Source organism: Streptococcus sp. IsoGale021 (assembly GCF_031142795.1).
In the GTDB taxonomy this organism is placed as follows: Bacteria; Bacillota; Bacilli; order Lactobacillales; family Streptococcaceae; genus Streptococcus; species Streptococcus hominis.
Genome location: NZ_JAKZJH010000001.1, coordinates 1 through 21620 on the forward strand (window position 1 = coordinate 1; position 21620 = coordinate 21620).

The window sequence follows — 21620 nt, forward strand, 5'->3', positions numbered from 1 at the left end:
ATAACAAAAATGGACAAATGTCCTATGAAACAATGCAACTGACTTCATACAAAAAAACCAGTCCGTAAAGACTGGCTGTCTGTAAAGTTAAATATTCAAGGTTTCAATAAAAGCACCTGCCGCTAACTTTTGCTCCAACTTGTTGATAGTAGATTTGTCTAGGTAAGAGCTTAACTCAGCAAAAGCTTGGCAAATTTTGAAAACCGTATCTGCCTCTTGCTGATGGTAGAATGGTAGATCCTTATGCTTTCTGAGCCACCACTCTGAATCATAGTTGAGATCTTCTCTTTGATAGTAGACAAGGTTCTTCTTGGGTGTCAGATAAATCGTTTGATAGATTATTTTTTTCCTATCTTCAGAAAAACGGCTGTTACTATAAATCTTGATTCCTTTAAATTTTTTATACTCTCTGATTCCATGATCCACTAGCCTGCATTCCACTTCCTTATATTCCATCGTGACACCTCCTTAATTTTTCCACTTCCATTATAGCAGTTTTACGCAGGTTTTCAAGAAATGTTTCATAAGAAATGGATTATTAAGCTAGTTTTCAGCTGTATCGTACTATTTCTGCTTTACAATCATCCTTATTTTAAATACGACGGGCTGTTTGAGTGATGGTTTCTAAGAATTGCTGGCGCTGTTCATCAGAAATTTTTTCAACATTTGTTAATTGTGTTAGCTTAACCGGTGCGACAGCGCAGATTTTTAAAATTTGATTTTTCAGGACTTTACCATAATCCTGAATAAAAGGCAGCACAAAGGCCGGCGTATTATGGGTGGTGATAATCCAAGCAGATTTTCCTTGTAAGTGCCCTTCAAGACCGACTTTTTTATAAGAATAAGCGAAATCAGCTACAAATACTCGGTCAATAAATCCTTTGAGCATAGCCGGCATTCCGCTCCACCAAATCGGGAAAATGAAGATTAGGTGGTCTGCCCAAGTGACAAGATCACGGTATTTTTCCATTTCAGGAACCTTAGCCAAATCGCGGCGTTTTTGATTTTCATCAAATCGTAAGATTGGATTAAACTGTTCAGCATATAAATCTAAGGTTTTGACAGAATGCGCTTCAGAAAGATTGGTTTGGACTTGCTTGAGAATAGCACCGTCAAAACTTTGAGGGTTTGGATGAGTAAAAATAATTAAGATTTTCATGACTGTTCTCCTTTTATATAGATATCAAGCATTTGCTCAATGTTAGTCTGAATGGCTTTGTTGTCAAGGTCACGTCCAATGGGACTGTTCGCCAAAACAGCAAGACCTGAAATAAAACTCCAAAAATGAAACAGTGTTTCAGCTTCGCTGTTGGTAAAGCCTTCCTCCTTACGAAGCTCTAAAACAATCCGTTTAAATGCAGCGAATCCTGGCAAATCAGAATCCAGCGAAATAGTATCCTGAGTGACTTTCATATACTTAAAAGGAAATTTAATGAAGAGGGCTTCAAAGAAATAGGGGTAAGCCTTCGCAAAGATGATAAAGTTAAAGCCCATTTGGGCCAGTTGATTCCGCGCAGAAGCCTTCCAATCGATCTCTTTTTGGATTTCTTGGTTGAGAAAAACAGAAAGGCGCTTTAAAACAACTTTTAAATAGTTTTCCTTACTTTCAAAATGCCGGTAAGGGGTGCCGTGAGTAACACCGCAGGATTTAGCGACAGTCCTCAGTGATAGCTGGTCGATACCATGATCTTCAATCTCTTTAATCCCCGTCTGGATCAATCTTTCCTTTAACTCTGCCGTATTTCGTTTCATTTTTTCCCTCAAAAAGTATACAATGTCTACTTTATTAGTATACATTGTATACTTTTTCTTGTCAATATTTTCTGTTTAGAAAAATTTCAGTAAAAAAGAGGATGGGACAAAAGTCCAACATCAAATATAAAAAGCGAACAAAACTAGTTTTCTGATAATCAGAATTCTGCTTTGTTCGCTTGTCGCATTTAATTATAGATTTGAAGGGCTTAATAATTAAGATTTTTAAAAATTGAAATCTTTTTGTTCCAAACTCTTCTTCTTTATTAAATAAGTAAGCTAATTTGAAAAATAACAAGTCTCTTATCGCTGGATAAACTCTGATTTGAGCACAATGGTTTTTTTCTCTTCAGATAAAACCTGCTTGAAACTTTTCTGACCCAACTGATAGGATTTGTTGTCAATGGTAGAGAGACCCAAGAGCGTCCGGCCAGCATGTTTTCTTGCCCCATGATGAAAGGGAGCTGTTTCCTAGCTTCTTCGTAAGCCCGCATAAATCCAGCTGCCATGTCATCCCCATTTGAAAAAATACAATCTATCTCTGGGTGTTTTCACAATTCAGAAGCTTTCTGATAAGCGTCTTCTTCTATAGCAACCCCTTCGATAATCACCGGAGTATGCTCCAATCCATAGACCTCATCATAAGCTTCTTTGACCATCCGATAGGTAGAACTGCGCTTGTCTTTACGAGTGAAAATAAGGGCTAAATGTTGATAACCTAGTTCTTTCAACCAGCGAAAAGCCTCTCTGCAAGCTGATTTGCGATCCACATAGATACTACTCAGTTGAGAATGGTTTACCTTTTCTAAGCAGACAATATTTCCGTACTTAGCATAGGAAGCAATGGTTTCTAAATCTATGCTTCGTGAGGTGAAAATCAAATGATCAAAAGCCTGACCTCGCAATTGTTCCAGGTACTGAATCTCTAGTTCTTTGTCATACTGAGACGGCAAAAGCAGCAAATTATAGGCACTTCTCTGCGCTTGATCCAACATACCGTTGATGAGCTTGGTAAAATAAGTGTAACGCACATGAGGAATGACTACACCCACTTTATAAGTATTGCCCAAACTCAGTTCTTTTGCGACTAGATTTGGAGTATAGTCCAGTTCTCTGACAATTTGCAGGATTTTCTCCCGTGCCTCGTCTGATACATATGGATGATTGTTAAGCACGCGCGACACACTGGACACCGAATAGCCACTCAACTTCGCTATTTCTCGAATATTGGTCATCGAGTTCCTTTCTGATTTTCAAGATGAACTGACGAGATACCTGTGAATTCCGTAACTAACTCCGTCCTCATCGTTACTTTTGGTAATTTTAAAAGCATGTGCCTTCACATCCTTAAAGGCATTGGCCATAACAATCGGAAAACCAACCATTTCTAGCATCGGAATGTCATTGTGACCGTCACCAAAGGCAGCTGTTTCTTCTTTTTTTAGATTTTCTTTCCGGCTAATGTAATCAATCCCTGATGATTTTCGAGCTTCTTTGCTGGTGATTTCTAAATAAAATCGACCAGAACGCAGAATTGTAACACTAGTTAGTCCTAGACTATTTAGATAAGCCTGCAAATCTTGCATTTCTTCCTCTTCAAAGCTAATCATCATGATTTTAAAAAGATTATCACAAGCTGAAAGAAAACAATCTTCATCATGAACTTGAGTCGGTGCCTGATGAGTCAAGTCGTATTCGTAACGAATTCCTTCATCTATTGTATCACAATACCAATGATTCAAGTCATAATAACTGAGACTGACCTGTGGAAAATGCTGCCGCACAGCCTGTAAAATCGTTGATGCGGTCTGCTTGAAAATAACCTTGGTGTGCAGCGGACGAATTTGATGATTGACAACCTCATAAATTAAACCACCATTAAAGCCCACTTGCGGACCTTGCAAACCCAACAATTCAATAGCCTCACGCATCTCCATTGGCGCACGCGCAGAGACCATCGTAATCGGAATGGCTGCTCTGCGAATGCATCTGGCATTCCTTTCGGAAACTTGCCCCTTTGAATTTAAAAGCGTCCCATCCATATCAGTAAAAATACGTTTAATCGTTCTTGTTTGCATGATTTTTCTCTCCTTTTCTTTATGGATTTGCGCTCCACTCCGAGTTCAAATCTTATTTCTTCGCTAGCTTGACTTCATTGTACAATCTGGAACGCGTTTCATGTCAAGAGGAAAATGAAAAAAAGTGAATTAAATCTTCTAGAGGTAGCAAAATGAAAATGACCTTTAAAAAGGGAAAAGTTCTGACTTATCTTAATCGCTATAGTCCTTTAAGTAGGCTCTTAATTCTCGAATCATGGCTTGGCGGCCTTTGAACCGTTCATCGGCTAGTAAGCGCTCGTACTGCTCCTGTTTCTCTGGGCTCAGTTGAGCTTGATAGCTCTTTAGTTGGTCTCGGAGAATCACCAATTCATCCAAATACAGTTCTTTTAGGCTGAGCTTGTGACCTATCTCGCTCACTTCTTCATAAGCTTGACGGTCTAGTTTGCGCTTTTGGCTTTCTTGTTTGCGGAGGATGTCCTTGATGTGATTGCGGAACTTGGTCTTATAGTAAACATAGAGCTGACTTTCTGTCTCTACCAGCTGCGGATAGCGACTCACCAACTCATATAAGACCAGCATCCCTTCTTGGTCCCAATCACTTAACTCCCACAGGTGGACATAATATTCCCGGCGACACTTCAGTACGATCCCTCTCACTTTGTCGTACAACTCCTTGAACTCCATTTCCTTCTCCTTCCTTGCTCTTACCTTTTAAGGATAGTATGAAGGAGAAACCTTTGGTTTTCTTCTATCTATTTTTTATCTTAGTGCATCTCTTCTGGGTCTCGTGAGCAACATTCCTGTCACTTCAGAGGTTTTCTGAAACTGTTCAGCGAAAAAAATTGAAAAAGAGAGAACGAAATTCGTCCTCTCAATTCTATGTTCATTTCTTCTTAAAAGTTATTCTATAACAAATTTACTCAAAATGCCATTGATAAACTTGCTCGATTTTTCATCTGAGAATTTTTTAGATAGCTCAATTGCTTCATTGATTGCGACTAGTTGAGGTGTATCAAACTCTGTCATCTCAAACAATCCCAAGCGAAGAATATTTTTTTCTACCAATGTAAGACGTTCCAAAGTCCAACCTTCTTTTAGGTACTGGCTAAGCTTGTCATCCAACTCGTTTTTAGACTGTTCAACACCCGTGACGAGGTTCAATAAAAAGGCTGGAATTTCCACATCAGAATCGTTTGTCATATCTTTATCATAGAGATATGCAAAACGACACGCTTCTACAATGTCTTTTTCATATTCCAAACTCATTAATGCTTGAAATGCACGTTCACGTAGTTCTCTTCTTGCTTCCAGTTGTACATCAGTCATTGAGGAAATCCTCATCGAACAAATCTTTTAAATCTGGTTTTGGTGTTTTTTCAGGCACAATACCCGCTACATGGATGTTTACTGCGGATAATTCAACTTCTGCCATATCAGAAACAGCACTTTTAACGGCTTTTTGAATAGCAACAGCTACTGCTGGCACCCCTACACCGTATTCTAAGTATAAATAAATGTCAACAGTTACTTCGCCATCACTGGCGGTATGAAGATAGACGCCACGTCCTAAAGAACGTTTTGCAAGACTGTCAGACATGCTTTTATTTGCGAAAGAGTAAACACCGTCCACTTTAGCCGTTGCAATGGCAATAATTTTTTCTAAGACACGTGGTGCGATAACGATTTCGCCTAATTGTTCAGTTGCCATAACTTGTCCTTTCTTAAGACACAAAGACATTCAAGGAGTCTGCATAATATTTGTCAGGCTCTCAGTCTGAGTTTGATAGTAATTTAAGAACTTCTAGTTCTTAGCATAAATTATGCACGAGAAATGTAAGTTCCTTCTTGCGTATTGATAATCAATTTTTGCCCAACTTCGATAAAGTCCGGTACGTTGACCACAAGACCTGTTTCAAGAGTAGCTGGCTTACCAGAACCTGTTACCGTTGCTCCTTTAATAGAAGGTTGTGTGTCTGTTACGACTAATTCTACAGTCGTTGGAACCGTAACACCGATAACTTCGCTTCCGTAGAATTGAATTTTCACTTCTGAATTTTCAAGGATAAATTTCAATTCTTGCTCTACATTCGCTACTGGGATTTCATATTGCTCAAATGACTCTGTATCCATGAAATAAGCTGTGTCATCCATTTGGTATAAGTATTGTGCTGGGCGCGTTTCAATAATTGCTTGTTCAAATTTTTCTTCAGGACGGTAAGTTGTGTCAAAAGTCGAACCTGTGCGTACATCCCGTAATTTCATACGCATAACAGTATTCCCTTTACCTGGTTTATGGTGGCTTGCTTCAAGGACACGAATCAATTTTCCGTCCGTTGTTTCAAACGTCATACCAGCTTTCAGCTTACTTGCTTCAATCATTATTATTACCTCTTTTAAAATAGATTTCTCTTTATTTTATCATAAACATTGACAATTCTCAAATAACAATTAACTCTTTTGGCGCAAGCGTTAAAAGCTCACAACCTGTGTCTGTGATGAGAATGTCATCTTCGATCCGCACACCGTATTTTCCGTCCAAATAAATACCTGGCTCATCTGTTAAGACCATACCTGCTTCAATCGGCTCAGAGGATTTCCCAAAATAAGGAATCTCATGAATATCAAGACCAATTCCGTGTCCAATTCCATGCGTGAAATATTGTCCGTAACCTGCATCGTTAATCACTTTGCGCGGTACTTGATCAAACTCAATACGACTCATACCAGCTTTCGCCGCTTCAATCAGAGCTTGGTTGCTCCGTAATACAATATCGTAAATCTCGCGCTCCTCATCCGTCACATGACCAACATGAATGGTTCGTGTCATATCGCTAACATAGTGATTATAATAACAACCGAAATCCATTGTCAAGGTTTCACCTGTTTGAATGACCTTCTCGCTAGCTACTCCATGCGGCATAGCAGAGCGATAACCTGATGCAATAATAAAGTCAAAAGAGGCTCCCGACGCGCCCAGTTGCCGCATGCGAGCATCTAAAAAGTTCATAACTTGTAGCTCCGTTGTTTGCCCCGGCTTGATAAAATCCAAGACATCTAGAAAGGCTTGGTCAGAAATTTGACAAGCTTTTCGAATCGTGGCAATTTCTCCTTCATCTTTGATCATGCGTAGATTTTCAATGAAAGCAGTCATTGCTGTCAGCTTATAATCTGAAAAAAGTTCTTCGAGAGTTTTGAAAGAATGATAAGAAATTTCGTCATCAAATCCAATAGTCTTTATTTTATCATCTGCAATGATCTTCGCAATTTCTGACAAAGCATCACGCGTTTCAATAATATCAAATCCTTTGACCACACCTTTGGCAATCAAGGTATAGCGTGAGTCGGTCAGAAAAATTCGGCGATTCTTGCTGATAAAAACAGTTGCTTCAGTTCCGCTAAAACTCGTCAGATAATAGATATTTTTAAGATTGGTCACAAGGACAGCATCACAATCCGTTTGCGCAAGTGCTGCTTCTAATTTATTTACTCTTGATAACATAAAAATTCCTCCGTAAAATGATTCAATTTATTATAGCAAAAAAATACCGAAAATAATACAATCTATATAGTTAGGATTAGATGAAATTGACATTTGAAAGCGCTAAATGTATAATTTTTGTTAAACAAGAAATGATGAGGTAACGATATGAATAAAACAGAATTACTGTTACAAAGACTAGATGAAATTGGTCAGTCTCTAAAAGATTCGAACCAAGCACTAGCTTTGCTAGCACTTGGTTCTTGCGGAACAGAAAGAGAACGATTGGATTAGTACTCAGATTTAGACTTCTTTGTTATTGTAAAAGATGGCTACAAGCAGCTCTATATCCAAGACCTAACCTGGTTAAGTAAGCTAGAACCAATTGCATTTCACTACCAAAATACAGTGGACGGACATAAAGTTCTATTTGAAGATGATGTTTTTTGTGAATTTGCTGTCTTTGAAGCTCATGAACTAGTAAACATTCCCTTCGCTGAAGGCAAGATTATCTGGAAGGAGGTCGGTTTTGATGAAACAATCTGTCAGCCACAAAGACTGCCATCAAAAGAAAACAGAGACCGTGAATGGCTGTTGGGAGAAATTTCATGTAATCTATATTTAGGGCTAGATCGCTATCAGCGAGGCGAAAAATTAGCTGCTTATGATTTCATCCAAAACAGATCCGTCAAGCTTTGGACTGAACTAATCAGTTTGGAAACAACTTCTCAATCTAATTTTATAGATATCTTTAATACCAACAGACGATTTGAAGAAGGTTATCCAAAGGAAGCCAAGCAATTGCCTCACTTTTTGCAAGGTTACGAACGCATTTCTGAGTCTGCTCAAGCACTCCTAGAATATCTGGATAAACACTATTCTTTTAACCCATTTATAAAAGAAAAAATTCGTAATCTATTATAAAAAAGACTCTGCCTAAAAAAGCAGAGTCTTTTAAATCTTATTTTAACTTTCCTTTTAGATACTGGCCAGTATAGCTAGCAGAGTTTGCAGCTACTTCTTCTGGTGTACCAGTAGCAATAATAGTACCTCCGCCAATACCACCTTCTGGTCCAAGGTCAATGATGTGATCAGCCGTCTTAATGACGTCCAGATTGTGCTCAATGACGAGGACTGTATTGCCATCGTCCACAAAGCGTGATAGCACATGAAGGAGCTTGGCAATGTCTTCGGAATGCAGCCCCGTGGTCGGCTCGTCTAGGATATAGAAAGACTTACCTGTTGAGCGCTTGTGAAGTTCGCTGGCTAGTTTCATCCGCTGAGCCTCCCCGCCAGAAAGAGTTGTGGCTGGTTGTCCTAACGTTACATATCCTAGTCCTACGTCTTTAATCGTTTGTAATTTGCGCTCGATTTTCGGAATATGTTTGAAGAATTCGACTGCGTCATTGACTGTCATATCCAAAACTTGTGCGATATTCTTATCCTTATAATGCACTTCCAGAGTTTCACTATTGTAGCGAGTGCCGTGACAAACTTCACAAGGAACGTAGACATCTGGTAGAAAATGCATCTCAATTTTGATAATCCCGTCTCCAGAGCAGGCTTCACAACGTCCACCCTTGACATTGAAACTAAAGCGCCCCTTTTTATAACCGCGAATTTTGGCTTCATTGGTCTTGGCAAAAAGGTCACGAATATCATCAAAAACCCCAGTATAAGTAGCAGGATTGGAGCGAGGAGTCCGTCCAATCGGGCTTTGGTCAATATCAATCAAACGATCGATATGCTCAATGCCTGAAATCTTTTTAAATTTCCCTGGTTTATCTGAATTTCGATTGAGCTTTTGCGCAATCGCCTTTTTCAAAATCGAATTAACCAGAGTAGACTTTCCGGAACCAGAAACCCCCGTCACAGCAATGAATTTTCCTAGAGGGAAACGAGCTGTGATATTTTGCAAATTGTGCTCTTGCGCACCTGTGATTTCAATAAAGCGCCCATTTCCAACTCGGCGTTCTAGCGGAACTTCAATCTTGCGTTTACCTGACAAGTATTGACCTGTAATGGATTTTTTGTTTTTCGCAACTTGATCAGGCGTGCCTGCCGCAACAATTTCGCCACCGAAAACACCTGCTCCAGGTCCAACATCAATCAACCAATCAGCTTCACGCATGGTGTCCTCATCATGTTCAACCACAATGAGGGTATTACCCAAATCACGCATTTTTTTGAGACTGGCAATCAAGCGATTGTTATCCCGCTGATGAAGACCGATAGAAGGCTCATCTAAGATATAAAGAACACCGCTGAGATTAGAGCCGATTTGAGTCGCCAAGCGGATCCGCTGACTCTCCCCACCCGACAATGTTCCCGCAGACCGAGACAGAGTTAGATAATTAAGTCCGACATTATGAAGAAAAGTCAAGCGATCGCGGATTTCTTTGATAATCGGTGTTGCAATGGCCACTTCATTTTCAGTCAAAGTCAGATGAGAAAGTAATTCTAAATGATCTGTAATAGACAAATCAGACACTTGACCAATATTGAGACCACCTTCACCCCCCACTTTAACAGACAAGGCCTGTGGATTCAGTCGATAACCATGGCAGCTTGCACACGTCAGCTCATTCATATAAAGCCGCATCTGGGTACGGGTGAAATCACTATTGGTCTCATGGTAGCGACGGTTTATATTGGTTACCACTCCTTCAAAAGGAATGTCGATATCTCGCACGCCACCGAATTCATTTTCATAATGAAAATGAAATTCTCGTCCTTCAGAGCCAAAGAAAATCAGCTGCCGCTCGTCTTCTGTCAGGTCCTCAAATGGCTTATCCATATCAATACCAAATTCCGTCATTGCCTGTTCTAGCATTTGAGGATAATAATTTGAAGAAATAGGATTCCATGGAGCTAAGGCGCCTTCCCGCAAGGTTTTACTACTGTCAGGAACCACCATATCCAAGTCTACTTCCAGTTTCACACCCAGACCGTCACAATCAGGACAAGAGCCAAATGGGGCATTAAAAGAAAAGAGACGAGGCTCCAACTCAGGTACCGTAAAGCCACAGACTGGACAAGCATAATGCTCGGAAAAGAGTAATTCCTTGCCATCCATCGTGTCAATTACCACATAACCGTCTGCAATTCTTAAGGCTGCTTCAATCGAATCAAATAACCGACTGCGTACACCGTCCTTAATAACAATCCGGTCTACCACTACTTCGATATCGTGCTTTTTTGTTTTAGAAAGCTCTGGAACTTCTGTGACATCATAAATATCTCCGTCCACGCGCATACGTACGTATCCGTCTTTTTGAATTTTCTCAAAAATTGTCTTGTGTTGCCCTTTTTTCTTACGGATAACTGGCGCTAGAATTTGCAACCGCTGACGTTCGGGTAATTCCAAAACTTGATTGACGATTTGTTCTACAGAAGAAGCTTTAATGGCTCCATGCCCATTGATACAATATGGAGTTCCCACACGCGCATAGAGCAAACGGAGGTAATCATTGATTTCTGTAGCTGTTCCGACTGTTGACCGCGGATTCTTGCTGGTCGTTTTTTGATCAATAGAAATGGCTGGACTAAGTCCGTCAATTGAGTCCACGTCTGGTTTTTCCATATTGCCCAAAAATTGGCGGGCATAGGCAGACAAACTTTCTACATAGCGACGTTGCCCCTCTGCATAGAGAGTGTCAAAAGCTAAGCTAGATTTGCCTGAACCAGACAAACCAGTCACGACAACCAGCTTGTCTCGCGGAATTGTGACATCAATATTTTTTAAATTATGAGCTCGTGCTCCATGAATGATAATTTTATCCTGCATTCTTACCACACTTTATTTTAAACTTCTTTTTATTATAACAAAATTTTCTACAATCTTTTACCCAAAAACTCGGAATTTTATAGTATAATAGTACGGTGTGCAAATAACTGAAGGAGGAAAACATGAAACAAGTCTTTCTATCAACAACAACTGAACTTAAAGAAATTGATACGCTTGAGTCGGGGACTTGGATCAATTTAGTCAACCCTTCTCAAAGTGAGTCTACTGAGATTGCCAACGCCTTTGACATTGATATTACGGACTTACGAGCACCCCTTGACGCAGAGGAAATGTCTCGTGTTACCATCGAAGATGAATATACCTTGATTATTGTGGATGTTCCAATTACAGAGGAGCGAAATAATCAGACTTACTATGTAACCATCCCTCTAGGGATTATTATTACCGAAGATGCGATTATTACTACCTGTTTGGAAAAACTTCCTTTATTGGATATTTTTATCAATCGACGGTTACGTAATTTCTATACATTTATGCGTTCTCGCTTTATTTTCCAAATTCTATACCGCAATGCCGAGCTTTATCTGACAGCGTTGCGCTCTATTGACCGCAAGAGTGAGCAGATTGAAAGTCAACTGCACAAGTCCACTCGCAATGAAGAATTGATTGAACTCATGGAGCTTGAAAAAACGATTGTCTATTTCAAAGCTTCCTTGAAAACCAATGAGCGCGTGATTAAAAAATTGACCAGCGCTACAAGCAATATTAAGAAATATTTGGAAGATGAGGACTTGCTGGAAGATACACTCATCGAGACCCAGCAGGCGATTGAGATGGCAGATATTTATGGAAATATCTTGCACAGCATGACCGATACATTTGCTTCTATCATTTCAAATAATCAAAATAACATCATGAAAGCTCTGGCTTTGGTGACGATTGTCATGTCCATTCCAACTATGATTTTCTCAGCCTATGGAATGAACTTCAAAAACAATGACTTACCGCTCAACGGGGAACCTCACGCTTTTTGGATTATTATTTTTATCGCCTTTGCGATAAGTGTTTCCCTGACTGTTTACCTTATTCACAAAAAATTATTCTAATTAAAAGGAGATCTTATGACACAAGTTTCTTTGGATAAATTAAGCAAAAAGAATCAAGAATTTGTCCGTATCGCAACTCACCAACTCATCAAAGACGGAAAAACAGACGAAGAAATCAAAGCCTTGCTAGAGGAGATTATCCCAACAATCCTTGAAAATCAAGCAAAAGGCATCACCGCTCGCGGACTTTATGGAGCACCAACTGTTTGGGCAGCAAATTTCTCAGAAGCAAAACAAAAAGAAGCTCAGACCGTCCAAGAAAATACCAACCCTTATCTTATGATTATGGATGCTTTCTTATTTGTCTTTAGTTTGTTTGCTATTTTAAATAGTAGTGTTAACTTATTCTCCAAAAATCCTAGCAATTATGGCGTTGTGACGATTGTACTTGGTAGCGCGGTGGGGGCACTCGTATTTTACGGAATGTACTACTTTATTTACCGTTTTTATTATGCTGACCAAGACCAAAGTCAAAAACCACCATTTTTCAAATCGCTTCTTATCATTTCAGCTGCTACGATTTTGTGGGCTGTTGTTCTTTACGGAACAACCTTCCTGTTGCCAGCAGTTTTAAATCCAAAACTACCAAATTTATTTATCCTAGTATTCGGCGGAGGAACCTTAGCACTTCGTTTCTATCTCAAAAAGAAATTCAATATCCGCAGTGCTTTAACCGCACCAAGACAACTTTAGTCATATTTTTATTTGAGCATCCACTTTGTTTCAACAGGTGGATGTTTTGAATAAGATCTGATAAATATTTTTAGTAACCGTTTCAAACAATTTTGAGCATAAGAAAAGCAACCTATTTAGTTGCTGATTGAGTTTTAAAAAATGAGCATGATTTTATGAAATTCATGCTCATTTTTATATTTTAGTCTTCGTTTACGAAAGGCATCAAAGCCATTACGCGAGCGCGTTTGATAGCTGTTGTTACTTTACGTTGGTTTTTAGCTGAAGTTCCTGTTACACGACGAGGAAGGATTTTCCCACGTTCTGAAACGAAACGGCTAAGAAGCTCAGTATCTTTGTAATCAACATATTCAATCTTGTTTGCTGCGATGTAATCAACTTTTTTACGGCGTTTAAATCCGCCACGACGTTGTTGAGCCATGTTCTTTCTCCTTTATATATTTATTCTGTTTGTCCATTAAAATGGTAGATCGTCATCTGAGATATCCATTGGATTGGTATTGCCAAATGGATTTTCATCACGAGAAAAGTTAGGTACTTGGTTAACAGAAGTTGAGTTCCCAAAATTGGAAGATGAATTTCCGAAGTTATTAGAAGTATAGCTACCAGAAGATTGACCTTCACGGCTGGCACGGCTTTCTAACAATTGGAAATTATCAGCTACCACTTCTGTCACATAGACACGTTGACCTTGCTGATTTTCGTAGTTACGTGTCTGAATACGACCAGTAATTCCGATGAGTGCTCCTTTTTTAGCCCAATTTGCAAGATTTTCTGCCTGCTGACGCCAAATCACAACGTTGATAAAATCTGCTTCTCTCTCGCCACTTTGATTTTTAAAGTTGCGATTGACAGCAAGAGTAAAAGTTGCGACCGCTTGATTTTGCGGAGTATAGCGAAGTTCGGCATCTCGGGTCATACGACCCACAAGTACAACGTTATTTATCATAGTAACCCTTCTTATGCGTCAAGTTTGACGATCATGTGACGAAGAATGTCAGCGTTGATTTTTGAAAGACGGTCAAATTCATTCAAAGCGACAGCATCTTCAGCTTCAACGTTCACGATGTGGTAAAGTCCTTCACGGAAATCTTGGATTTCGTATGCAAGACGACGTTTTTCCCAGTCTTTTGATTCAACAACAGTTGCACCGTTGTCAGTCAGGATAGAGTCAAAGCGTGCTACCAAAGCGTTTTTTGCTTCTTCTTCAATGTTTGGACGAATAATATAAAGAATTTCGTATTTAGCCATTGATTTTTCCTCCTTTTGGTCTAATGACCCCCAGACATTGCAAGGGGTAAGTGAGGTTTTCTCACGAATAACTATTATACTAAACATTCTGGGAAATAGCAAGAAAAATTCGATTTTTGTTTTTGTAAAAAGCACAGTTTTTTCCTATACTCCATTACCCATTCCACTTCAAAACCTTAAAAAAAGCTGATATCAGTTAGTTTTAAGCTATGCTCTATATACTGTTGTGTAAATTTCCTATCACTTTTCTAAGAAAGGAGTAAACGCATGAACTATTTAGTCATTCCCGCATACAGACCTGACCTTCATCTTATTCATTTGTTGCAAAAGGTGAAGGAAAAGAGCTCGCTGCAAATCATCGTGGTAAATGACGGCAGTCCAGCTAACGATGATTCCATTTTTCGAGAAGCACAGAAATATGCTACTATTCTATGCCATACAACAAATCAAGGGAAAGGGCAAGCGCTGAAAACAGCTTTTTCTTATATTGATTCCTTAGGTCAATATGGGGCAGTGGTCACAGCTGATGCAGACGGTCAACACAAACTTTGGGATATTTTCCGAGTGAGCAAAAAGGCTCAAGAAAACCCTAATCGGTTGATTTTGGGAACTCGATCTTTTTCTGGCAACATTCCTTTACGTTCGGCTTTTGGAAATAAATTAACACGATTTCTGTTTAAGCAACAGACTGGTGTTTCCGTGACAGACACCCAAACAGGACTTCGCGGATTTACAACCAACATAATTCCATTTATGTTGAAGGTTGAAGGGCAGCGTTATGAATATGAAATGAATATGTTACTAGCTGCTTCCAAAGAATACCCTATCATTGAAGTTCCAATTGAGACGGTTTATATCAATGACAATCAAGCTTCTCACTTTAGACCGGTACGAGATGGGCTTATGATTTATAAAGATATGTTTAAATTTGCTCTTTCTTCAATTAGTAGTTTTTTGGTTGACTATATCGTCTATGCGCTAGCCCTTTTGGTGCTTGCTGCGGTACCAACTAGTCTCAAAATTTTACTGGCAAACGGAGTGGCTCGTGTCACGAGCTCGATTTTCAATTATTCCGCAAATAAAAAACTGGTCTTTAAAAATAAAGACAGTGTCGCCAAAACAGGGACTGGTTATTTCGGTTTAGCCTTGGGCCTGTTTATCCTTGACACCCTTTTGATTAGACTCTTTTATGCCATCTTCGGTCTCAATTTGCTGATTGTTAAAATCATTGTCGGAGCGTTGCTCTTTTGCCTATCTTGGCTCGTGCAAAAAAAAATTATTTTCAAGGAAAGGACTCATACCTTATTATGAAATTATTTAAAAAATCCTATGCTTATGCTAGTCTCTTTGGTATTTTGCTAACAGGATCATTTACCTATTCAATGCTAAAAACCTTTGTCTTGTCAGAGTCTATTACAACTGTAAAATCTTCTTCAAGCTCGACAAGTACAACTGCTGCTAAAGCCACAACAAATGCTACAACGACTGATACGAGCTATAAAGACGATAATATTTCAGTAAAGATTACTACAAAAACCGTCAGCAACACGAAAGTGTACATTGCAGATATTACGGTCAGCTCGCCTGAATATCTCAAAACCGCTCTAGCGCAAAATACTTATGGAAATAACGTGACTGCTAAGACTTCTGTCACAGCAGCCAATAACAATGCCATTCTTGCTATCAACGGAGATTACTACGGAGCCAACACGACTGGCTATGTCATCCGTAACAGTGTTGTCTATCGAAATACCGTACGAGAAGATGCTAGCAACAGTGACTTAGCAATTTATAAAGATGGGAGCTTCGGAATTGTTTACGAAAATGATGTTTCTGCTGATGACTTGGTTAAAAAAGGTGTTGTAAACCTTCTCGCTTTTGGTCCAACTTTGGTTGAAAACGGTAAGATTGCTGTTTCAAGCAATTCGGAAGTGGGGCAATCCATGTCTTCCAATCCGCGTACAGCTATTGGAATGATTAAAAAAAATCACTATATTATCATTGTATCAGACGGTCGAACTTCAGAAAGCGCGGGACTTTCTCTCTATGAACTCGCAGAAGTTATGAAATCTTACGGGGTGAAAACAGCTTATAACCTTGACGGAGGAGGATCGTCTACTCTTTACTTCAATGGTAAGGTCATCAATAAACCAACAACAAACGGAACAATTTCAGAAAGGGCGGTGAGTGACATTGTCTACATCGGTTACTAAAGCAAGCAAGAAACGGTTCAAAAAGACAGCCGTTGTCTATGCCTTAATCACAATATTTTTCTTCATTTTTAGTCGTATTTACGAGCACTTCAGCTTTGGTGAGACTTCAGTTTATATGCATTATCTCTTTGGAGTGCCACTAATAGGAGGAGTGGTGCTTCTGATTTTCCAAAAAATGATTCCTAATCTTTCACGGCTCAGTCTCAATCTTTGGAATTCTGCGGTTGCAACCATTGCTACTGGCGTTCTCTTTCGTGGCATTGTCAACCTGTCTGGACGCTCCACCACAATGGACCTCCCCTACTGGTACGTAGGAGTAGGACTTGCTGGATTAGCCCTACTCTCCATGATCTTCACCAGAAGCGTGTGGGTGACAGAAGAATAGCTTTTATAATATTGCAGATCTCGAAAAATTCTTCGAGATTTTTCGTAAAATACTTGAGCTCAGGATAGTTTACTAATGCAATCACCTACAGAAAAAGGAAATTTGAAAATTACATATAAAAAGAAAGAAAATGATGGTTTTGGTCATCATTTTCTTTCTTTTATTCAACTATTAAACAGTCACTCTATGCTATTTTCTCTATAAGAGATTAAGCGATAATAAGTAAGTTGCCGTTACAAGTCATAGACCGTTTTAGCCAATGGGTCAATAACTTTTCGAAGCAGAAACTGGTCATTTTCATATTGGTAATGACAAATGGCACAGTTACTGAAATAAATATTAGGATCAGGCAAATAGCCTACTTTTAGATAAAAAGCCCACATAGCGCCACCGTGACTGACGACCAATGTTGGATTCTCAACAGCAGGCGTTTTTTTCATGACTTCTGTCAGAGAGGTCAGCATGCGTTCTCCTACTTGAGCCACATCTTCACCCCCATAAGGCACGTATAAATCTTCAAAAGACACCGCACCAGCTCGAAACTTGGGCTGCAATCTTTCTGGCTGAGCTTCAAAAAGTCCAAAATTCCACTCTTTCACCCCCTTGAGACGGGTGTAATCTGTTCGACCAGTCACAATTTCCAAGGTATCAGAAGCCCTCTCTTGAGTGGAAGAGTAGATACCGCCAAATTCAATGCCATTTTTCTCGAAAAAAGCTCGCGCTTGCTTGGCTTGCTCTATACCTAAATCAGTCAGCGGTGAATCACACACTCCTTGCACCAGCCCTTCTTGATTGAAAAAAGTCTGTCCATGCCGCATCAAATATAAATCTTTCATTTACGCTTCCTCCCAGCCGCTAAAGTCATGACCAACCGCCTCTTCCAGGTAAAATTGGTCATCTTCAAAAGAAAACTTCAAAATACCACAGTTGGTCATGTGTCCTAGATTATCCAGCTGCCAGTTGTCTTCCCAAGCACGTGCAAAGTTGGCCATAGCACCACCGTGAGATACCATGAGAACAGACTTGCCTTTCGTTTCTTGCATGAGCTGTAGGATGGTTGCAGCCGTGCGCTCTCGAACTTGGTCTTGAGATTCGCCACCATAGGTCACAAAAAAATCTTCATATGGCAAAGGAGGATTGAGGTCTTCACTTTCTCCTTCAAAGGTTCCAAAATTCCATTCCTTGAGGCCTTTAACTCGCTGATAAGGAAGACTACCATTTGTAACAATTTCTAAAGTATCGCAAGCTCGCTCAGATGTTGAGCTGTAAGCCGCATCAAACGTAATTCCTGCATTTTTAAAATATTGCCTAGCCACCTGAGCCTGATACACTCCTAAGTCCGTCAAAGGGGCGTCACACCAGCCTTGAATCCGATGCCGCTTATTGAATAAAGTTTGTCCGTGTCGCATCAAATAAAGTGTTTTTGTCATAAAATATTCCTCTAAAGAAGTTCTAATTTTTCAAAGGCATTGTAGAGACCGTCCTCGGCCACATCATCTGTCACCATATCCGCCATGGCTAATATTGCTGGGCCGCCATTGCCCATAGAAACCCCAATTTGACAATATTCCAACATCGGAATGTCAATCTTGGCATCTCCAAAAGCAATTGTATCTTCTTTTTTTGCCCCCAAATGCTCTAGCAGTACATCAATCGCATGTGCCTTCGTAATATCCTTAACTCCTAGATCGCCAAAGAGAGCTTCCTCTCCACGACCACCCCATGTACCAGCCTTGAGCTCTGGAAAAGCTTCCTTAGAGTCCAAGTGATCCTGATAAGAAGTGAGAATAAAGCTGATTTTATTCAGATCATCTCGGTAAAGCTCGCCACCAAAGACCATGCCGTGCATCACATCTTCAACCTCTTGATGTTCAACTTCCGCATCTGTTTTGCCTTTTTTCTTGGCATAAAGTTTCATGACCGGACGTGCTGCGTCACGAAAATGTTCACTAGCAAAGAGACCGTTGTTACTTTCTAAATAAAATTCCAATCCTCTCTCATGCAACCAGTCTACAACTCTCTTTTCCACTTCTAAAGGAATCAGCTGATGCATAATAACCTGGCCTTCATGCTCCACATAAGAACCATTCCCGCCAATCATACCGTCCAGACCAATATCCCAGATTTCCTGAGGCATTTCCACCTTACTACGTCCCGTACAGACATAGATCAGATGCCCATTTTCCCGCGCCTGACGAATAGCCTGAATAGCAGATTCTGGAATGCGATTGTCATAATCCACCAAAGTTCCGTCTACATCTAAAAAGATAATTTTTCTGCTCATCTGTTGACCTTTCTATTCTTCTAAGGCTGCTGCCCCGTTTGTTTCAATCACTTTCTGGTACCAGAAGAAGGAATCCTTGCGGGAGCGGTCATAACTTCCATTTCCTTCATCATCTGCATCCACATAGATAAATCCATAGCGCTTGCTCATCTCAGAAGTAGAAGCAGACACCAAGTCAATACAGCCCCAAGGCGTGTAACCCATAAGCTCCACTCCGTCCTCAATCGCTTCGTACATTTGCTTAATATGCGCCTTGAGATAATCGATTCGATAGTTGTCATGAATAGCACCATCTGCTTCTACCTTATCCAACGCTCCCAGACCATTTTCCACGATGAAAAGTGGCACTTGATAGCGGTCATAGAGCTTATTGAGGGTAATGCGCAGACCCACCAGGTCAATTTGCCAACCCCAATCAGATGCTTCTAGATAAGGATTTTTCTCTCCCATTGAGAAATTACCGGCAGTCTTTTCACCAGATACTTCCTCTTGAGCGCGTACCATAGAGGACATATAATAACTAAAGGACATGAAATCAACTGGGTATTGTGCTAGAAGCTCCAAGTCACCATCTTCTATCTGCAATTCAATACCATTTTGTTTGAAAAAGCGTTGAGCATAACTTGGGTATTTCCCTCTGACTTGTACATCCGAGAAGAAAAGATTTTCATGATCTTTCTGAATCTCCTCCATGACATCCAAAGGATTGCAGGTAGCCGCATAAGCTTGCATACGAGCAAGCATCATACCGACTTTGAAGTCTGGGTTGATTTCTCGCGCTGCTTTGACTGCTAAACTGCTAGCTACAAACTGGTGATGTGCTGCTTGATACAAGTCTTGGAAATTTTGTTTCCCGTCTTCAAAAAGCAGTCCGCCGCCAACATAGCCAGAAATGCCCATAATATTGATTTCATTAAACGTCAGCCAATATTTCACCTTATTTTTATAACGTTCAAAAACTGTCCGCACATAGCGCTCGAAAAAGCCAATAACTCGGCGATCCTTCCAGCCACCGTACTCTAATGCCAAATGAATCGGTGTCTCATAGTGTGACAACGTCACCAAAGGTTCAATGCCATATTTATTGAGTTCATCAAAAACTGCGTCATAGAAAGCCAAGCCTTCTTCATTAGGCTGGGTTTCATCTCCCTTGGGAAAAATCCGGCTCCAAGCAATAGACAGACGGAAAGTCTTGAAGCCCATTTCCGCAAAGAGGGCGATGTCTTCCTTGTAACGATGATAAAAGTCAGAGCCCCAGCGCTTAGGGTAGAGTCCTTCCTTGTCATTAAGAGCAGCTTCTACTTTTGCTTTGGTCATGGGCGCAGAGAAACCTTCTAAATTTTGACGTTCTTCAGGTCGCACTGCTTTAGCTGTACCAGATGTAGCCGGACCACGCCCACCTAAATTTCAGCCACCTTCATACTGATTGGCAGCAGTCGCACCACCCCATAAAAAGCCCTTCGGAAACCGTTTTTCTGTCATTTCATTCACCTCATTCTTTGATCACTTCTATTATACTATTTTTTGAAACCCTTTTCTTGTAGAATAGTCAGAGATAATGATACTATTCTTCCATTATTTAATATTTCCTATCTATCAGAAAACCAAAAAGAGCGCATTTTCAGCACTCTTTCAAGGTTTCTAGCTGCAACTGCAGAACAACAAAGGTCAGAACATCCTGTTCCCAAAACAAATCAGGACATGCTTACTTATCAAAAAATGTATGCGTCGCTTGATAAATTCGATGAGCAGTATCGGAATTGTTCATCGTATATAAATGAACGCCTGCCACATCTTGAGTGACTAAGTCAACAATTTGGTCAATCGCATAAGCTAATCCTGCTGCTCTGAGCGACTCTGGATCGTGTTCATATTTATCTAGAATAGAGCAAAATTTTCGTGGTAAATAAATGTTTTCACAGGTTTTGAGCAAACGAAGAACCTGATTTCTGTTTAAAATCGGCATAATCCCTGCATGGATGGGCACTTCAATCCCTGCTAAGATACATTTATCTTGAAAATCGTAAAAGCTCTCATTATCAAAGAAAAGTTGTGTTAAAAGACTGGAACAGCCGGCATCCACCTTCTTTTTGAGATTTTGGATATCTGAGATTTGATTGGGCGAGTCCGGATGCCCTTCTGGATAGCAAGCACCAATAATTTCAAAATGCGGTGCCTGTTCCTTAATATACTCAATCAAATCCGTCGCATAGGTAAAATCTTTCTTTGGCTCCATATTTGGAAAAATATCTCCTCGAAGCGCCAATACTTTATGAACACCTACCTTATCAAGTGCTGTCAGAGTTTCTGTAACCATTTCCTTAGTCAGATAAACCGCAGGCAGGTGAGCAATGGTCGGGATGTGCAGGTCATTGCGGATAAAGTCCGCCAGACGCACCGTCGTTTCTTCAATATTGAACTTATTATTACTCGCTGTAACACTGATGAAATGAGGCACCAGATCCTGCATTTCCTTCAGGGCCACCATAATCTTTTCATTGCCTACTGCTGGATTGGGAGGAAATACTTCAAAAGAGAGAGACGGACTTGGGCTAGACATGTTTTACAATTCCTTTACTAATACTCAATGAAAATCAAAATTAGACGCGAAAGCGAGGCGAGGTTGCAGATAAAGCAAACCTAGTTTGCA

The 21620-nt window shown here is 40.1% G+C and carries 23 protein-coding genes and 2 pseudogenes; 6 read left to right on the forward strand and 19 right to left on the reverse strand.

Annotation, left to right across the window (positions count from 1 at the left end; translation table 11 throughout):
• Positions 1 to 87 precede the first annotated feature (87 nt).
• The 10 genes from RG565_RS00005 to RG565_RS00050 all read right to left on the reverse strand — a co-directional run bounded on the left by RG565_RS00005 (position 88) and on the right by RG565_RS00050 (position 7311).
• Positions 88 to 456 (reverse strand): EXLDI protein, encoded by a 369-nt coding sequence (locus RG565_RS00005; RefSeq protein ID WP_049513101.1) that lies wholly within the window; start codon positions 454 to 456, stop codon positions 88 to 90.
• Between the two features lie 136 nt (positions 457 to 592).
• Entirely contained in the window at positions 593 to 1159 is a 567-nt protein-coding gene (locus RG565_RS00010) for an NAD(P)H-dependent oxidoreductase (RefSeq protein WP_247937430.1), read from the reverse strand.
• A complete protein-coding gene (locus RG565_RS00015) occupies positions 1156 to 1752 on the reverse strand; it encodes a TetR/AcrR family transcriptional regulator (RefSeq protein WP_247937429.1) in 597 nt (198 codons plus the stop codon). The genes RG565_RS00010 and RG565_RS00015 overlap by 4 nt, the downstream gene beginning before the upstream one ends.
• Positions 1753 to 2303: 551 nt before the next feature.
• On the reverse strand, positions 2304 to 2987 hold the full coding sequence (locus tag RG565_RS00020) for a LacI family DNA-binding transcriptional regulator (RefSeq protein ID WP_247937428.1): 684 nt from the start codon (positions 2985 to 2987) through the stop codon (positions 2304 to 2306).
• A gap of 18 nt (positions 2988 to 3005) precedes the next feature.
• A complete protein-coding gene (locus tag RG565_RS00025; RefSeq protein WP_247937427.1) occupies positions 3006 to 3830 on the reverse strand; it encodes an HAD family hydrolase in 825 nt (274 codons plus the stop codon).
• A gap of 192 nt (positions 3831 to 4022) precedes the next feature.
• Complete coding sequence (locus tag RG565_RS00030; RefSeq protein WP_247937426.1) at positions 4023 to 4496, reverse strand: sigma-70 family RNA polymerase sigma factor; 474 nt, start codon at positions 4494 to 4496, stop codon at positions 4023 to 4025.
• A 216-nt stretch (positions 4497 to 4712) separates the two neighbouring features.
• A complete protein-coding gene (nusB, locus tag RG565_RS00035) occupies positions 4713 to 5138 on the reverse strand; it encodes a transcription antitermination factor NusB (RefSeq protein WP_003039673.1) in 426 nt (141 codons plus the stop codon).
• A complete protein-coding gene (locus tag RG565_RS00040; protein ID WP_003037725.1) occupies positions 5131 to 5520 on the reverse strand; it encodes an Asp23/Gls24 family envelope stress response protein in 390 nt (129 codons plus the stop codon). The genes nusB and RG565_RS00040 overlap by 8 nt, the downstream gene beginning before the upstream one ends.
• A gap of 110 nt (positions 5521 to 5630) precedes the next feature.
• The gene (gene efp / locus RG565_RS00045) at positions 5631 to 6191 is read right to left on the reverse strand and encodes an elongation factor P (RefSeq protein ID WP_003037772.1); all 561 of its coding nucleotides are present in this window, start codon (positions 6189 to 6191) and stop codon (positions 5631 to 5633) included.
• A 58-nt stretch (positions 6192 to 6249) separates the two neighbouring features.
• On the reverse strand, positions 6250 to 7311 hold the full coding sequence (locus tag RG565_RS00050) for a Xaa-Pro peptidase family protein (RefSeq protein WP_195673320.1): 1062 nt from the start codon (positions 7309 to 7311) through the stop codon (positions 6250 to 6252).
• A gap of 147 nt (positions 7312 to 7458) precedes the next feature.
• Between RG565_RS00050 and RG565_RS00055 the strand changes: the two are divergent.
• A pseudogene (locus RG565_RS00055) lies at positions 7459 to 8214 on the forward strand (hypothetical protein).
• Between the two features lie 37 nt (positions 8215 to 8251).
• On the opposite strand, the gene uvrA reads toward RG565_RS00055, so the two are convergent.
• Positions 8252 to 11077 carry an excinuclease ABC subunit UvrA gene (uvrA, locus tag RG565_RS00060; protein WP_247937425.1) on the reverse strand — a complete coding sequence of 942 codons (2826 nt, stop codon included), beginning with the start codon at positions 11075 to 11077 and terminating at the stop codon, positions 8252 to 8254.
• Positions 11078 to 11199: 122 nt separating this feature from the next.
• On the opposite strand from uvrA, the gene RG565_RS00065 reads away from it, so the two are divergent.
• A complete protein-coding gene (locus RG565_RS00065; protein ID WP_195674331.1) occupies positions 11200 to 12144 on the forward strand; it encodes a magnesium transporter CorA family protein in 945 nt (314 codons plus the stop codon).
• A 15-nt stretch (positions 12145 to 12159) separates the two neighbouring features.
• Positions 12160 to 12837 (forward strand): DUF1129 domain-containing protein, encoded by a 678-nt coding sequence (locus RG565_RS00070; protein ID WP_117644765.1) that lies wholly within the window; start codon positions 12160 to 12162, stop codon positions 12835 to 12837.
• Positions 12838 to 13018: 181 nt separating this feature from the next.
• On the opposite strand, the gene rpsR is transcribed toward RG565_RS00070, so the two are convergent.
• From rpsR to rpsF, 3 genes are read right to left on the reverse strand one after another with little or no spacing between them, the layout of a single operon-like run.
• Positions 13019 to 13258 carry a 30S ribosomal protein S18 gene (gene rpsR, locus RG565_RS00075; protein ID WP_000068664.1) on the reverse strand — a complete coding sequence of 80 codons (240 nt, stop codon included), beginning with the start codon at positions 13256 to 13258 and terminating at the stop codon, positions 13019 to 13021.
• A 36-nt stretch (positions 13259 to 13294) separates the two neighbouring features.
• On the reverse strand, positions 13295 to 13786 hold the full coding sequence (locus RG565_RS00080) for a single-stranded DNA-binding protein (RefSeq protein WP_003039831.1): 492 nt from the start codon (positions 13784 to 13786) through the stop codon (positions 13295 to 13297).
• Between the two features lie 11 nt (positions 13787 to 13797).
• Positions 13798 to 14088, reverse strand: a complete 291-nt coding sequence (gene rpsF / locus RG565_RS00085) for a 30S ribosomal protein S6 (RefSeq protein ID WP_003026325.1) — start codon at positions 14086 to 14088, stop codon at positions 13798 to 13800.
• Between the two features lie 267 nt (positions 14089 to 14355).
• Here rpsF and RG565_RS00090 point away from each other — a divergent pair, with 267 nt between their 5' ends.
• The 3 genes from RG565_RS00090 to RG565_RS00100 are packed head-to-tail and all read left to right on the forward strand — an operon-like array spanning position 14356 to position 16686.
• Complete coding sequence (locus tag RG565_RS00090; protein WP_247937424.1) at positions 14356 to 15399, forward strand: bifunctional glycosyltransferase family 2/GtrA family protein; 1044 nt, start codon at positions 14356 to 14358, stop codon at positions 15397 to 15399.
• Positions 15396 to 16301, forward strand: coding sequence for a phosphodiester glycosidase family protein (locus tag RG565_RS00095; RefSeq protein ID WP_247937423.1), 906 nt, complete (start codon positions 15396 to 15398; stop codon positions 16299 to 16301). The genes RG565_RS00090 and RG565_RS00095 overlap by 4 nt, the downstream gene beginning before the upstream one ends.
• Positions 16276 to 16686, forward strand: a complete 411-nt coding sequence (locus RG565_RS00100) for a hypothetical protein (RefSeq protein WP_049533362.1) — start codon at positions 16276 to 16278, stop codon at positions 16684 to 16686. The genes RG565_RS00095 and RG565_RS00100 overlap by 26 nt, the downstream gene beginning before the upstream one ends.
• Before the next feature lie 233 nt (positions 16687 to 16919).
• Here RG565_RS00100 and RG565_RS00105 read toward each other — a convergent pair whose 3' ends face one another.
• From RG565_RS00105 to metF, 5 genes and pseudogenes are all read right to left on the reverse strand, one after another.
• Positions 16920 to 17522, reverse strand: a complete 603-nt coding sequence (locus RG565_RS00105) for a histidine phosphatase family protein (RefSeq protein WP_247937422.1) — start codon at positions 17520 to 17522, stop codon at positions 16920 to 16922.
• The gene (locus RG565_RS00110) at positions 17523 to 18116 is read right to left on the reverse strand and encodes a histidine phosphatase family protein (RefSeq protein ID WP_247937421.1); all 594 of its coding nucleotides are present in this window, start codon (positions 18114 to 18116) and stop codon (positions 17523 to 17525) included.
• A gap of 11 nt (positions 18117 to 18127) precedes the next feature.
• Positions 18128 to 18970: a Cof-type HAD-IIB family hydrolase gene (locus tag RG565_RS00115; protein ID WP_308937435.1), complete on the reverse strand. Its 843-nt coding sequence runs from the start codon at positions 18968 to 18970 to the stop codon at positions 18128 to 18130.
• 12 nt (positions 18971 to 18982) lie between these two features.
• Positions 18983 to 20452 (reverse strand): annotated as a pseudogene (locus tag RG565_RS00120) (glycoside hydrolase family 1 protein).
• 223 nt (positions 20453 to 20675) lie between these two features.
• Complete coding sequence (gene metF / locus RG565_RS00125; protein WP_247937419.1) at positions 20676 to 21530, reverse strand: methylenetetrahydrofolate reductase [NAD(P)H]; 855 nt, start codon at positions 21528 to 21530, stop codon at positions 20676 to 20678.
• Positions 21531 to 21620 lie beyond the last annotated feature (90 nt).